This is a genomic window from Lamprobacter sp., from assembly GCF_034860625.1.
Taxonomy (GTDB): Bacteria; Pseudomonadota; Gammaproteobacteria; order Chromatiales; family Chromatiaceae; genus Lamprobacter.
Genome location: NZ_JAYESN010000480.1, coordinates 1 through 1,581 on the forward strand (window position 1 = coordinate 1; position 1,581 = coordinate 1,581).

At 54.3% G+C, this 1,581-nt stretch carries 3 protein-coding genes; 2 read left to right on the top strand and 1 reads right to left on the bottom strand.

What is annotated here, in order from left to right; translation table 11 throughout:
• On the bottom strand, positions 1–330 hold a 330-nt coding region (locus VBE63_RS29035; protein WP_323686451.1), incomplete at its 3' end, for a MipA/OmpV family protein.
• Between the two features lie 508 nt (positions 331–838).
• Between VBE63_RS29035 and VBE63_RS29040 the strand changes: the two genes are divergently transcribed.
• Positions 839–1,297, top strand: coding sequence for a hypothetical protein (locus tag VBE63_RS29040; protein WP_323686452.1), 459 nt, complete (start codon positions 839–841; stop codon positions 1,295–1,297).
• A gap of 17 nt (positions 1,298–1,314) precedes the next feature.
• On the top strand, positions 1,315–1,581 hold a 267-nt coding region (locus VBE63_RS29045; RefSeq protein ID WP_323686453.1), incomplete at its 3' end, for a hypothetical protein.

Sequence of the window (1,581 nt, forward strand, 5' to 3'; positions counted from 1 at the left end):
TGCCTTGTAGCGGAGCATCGGGCCGATCTCGAGTAATGGGTCGAGGTCGTCCATCCCCTTGCGGGCGTCGTTGTCGCTGTTGACCGGCACGCTGCCGTAGACGCTGAAGTCTAGGCGGAAGCGGCTCGATTCGCCTAGGATGCCTTTGATCCCCTCTTCATCCGCCTGCAGATGCCGGCCCCGGTAAATAGGCATGATGAAAGGATAAGGGTAGGTTCCAGACTGGCCAGCTCCGCGGTAGTCCGGGATGCGCAGCGCGCCGCCGCCGAAGCCGATCTCCCAGGCCGGTAGCTTCTCAGCGAGCGCCGGGGGCATGGTAGATGCCAGCATCAAAAGTAGGACCGCGATACGCGTTATTCTGATCATCCCTCGGAACCCTAAGCTACGGCTATGTCCTTGTGTTGACGATGGAGTGGATGACAGCGTGGTCGGAGGCAGCCCAGCTAGCAGAGCTAGCTGTGGACGGACGAACGCTTAGGCCTGCTTTTCAAGCGCTAATAACCCGACCAGACTCAGCGCGTCGCAATGGTATCCAGGTTTTCCGCAGATGGCAACAAATGCCGACGATTGTTACTGGCTATGCGACTTTGAGCCAAAAATCGTTCGGGCAGCATTGTGGGCACAAACTTGTTGCGCTACAGTTTCTGAGCCAGTCTCCACGAAGTTGTCAATTATTAGCGGCTTCAACTCACAGTAAGCTAGTGGCGTTTGTAGTGCTCATCGGCAAACTCTCGCCATGTGATTGCATTGGCTTTGATTGATGTGTTGGAGATCGGCCGAATTTCTAAGGGGCGATGACCGTTCCTTGCGCTTAGCGGCCAATCAATGGAGATCGAAGATGAAGAGATTGCTGGAGCGGTTGACAGGCGGTGTGTCTTATCTGCGGATGATGCTGGTTATCGCGGTGCTGATGTTGAGCGGCTGTGCATCCTCGCTGGAGGCGGAAAAGATCCCTGGAGTTGACCTCGCGGATCTGGATAGCTTTTACGTTCGCAAGCTGCCAGCAGATGGTCGAGGGGTCGAGCGCCTGATCGCTGATGAGCTGACAATGATGGGCAAGCGCGCGACCTCCGGTGCCGAGCAGCAGCCACCCTATCAAGTGGATGCAATTGTGACCTATCAGGATAAATGGATGTGGGATATCACGATGTACATGATTAATCTATCGATTCAGGTTCGGGATGCTGAGAATGATTTGGTGTTGGCGAGAGGAAATTCGATGCGGAGTTCACTTGCGCGTAAGTCGCCAGAGGACATGGTGAAAGAGGTTCTCGTCCAGATCTTTTCAGAACGCTAATAATTGGGATTCTGTGAATGAAAATTAAGACAGAATTATCGTTCGGCGCCCATAACGTCAAAAATCGCTGGCCTAAGTTTCTTTTTACACAGCGAGCACTTTTGCTGCCATTAGCACTCGTCATAGCGCTGTTGGGCGGTTGCGCGATCGGTAATACGTACGAGTATCGGCTGCCAAGGATGCCTCTGCCAGTCGAGGGCAGCAGCAGTATTGGTTTGGCCGTGACCGACCAGCGACCATACATCCTAAGCGGCGACAAAGAGCCCGACTTCGTGGGACTGCAA

What these genes read in the sequence shown, in the direction of transcription:
- VBE63_RS29040 (WP_323686452.1), top strand. Translation starts at nt 839, where the DNA reads ATGAAGAGATTGCTGGAGCGGTTGACAGGCGGTGTGTCTTATCTGCGG.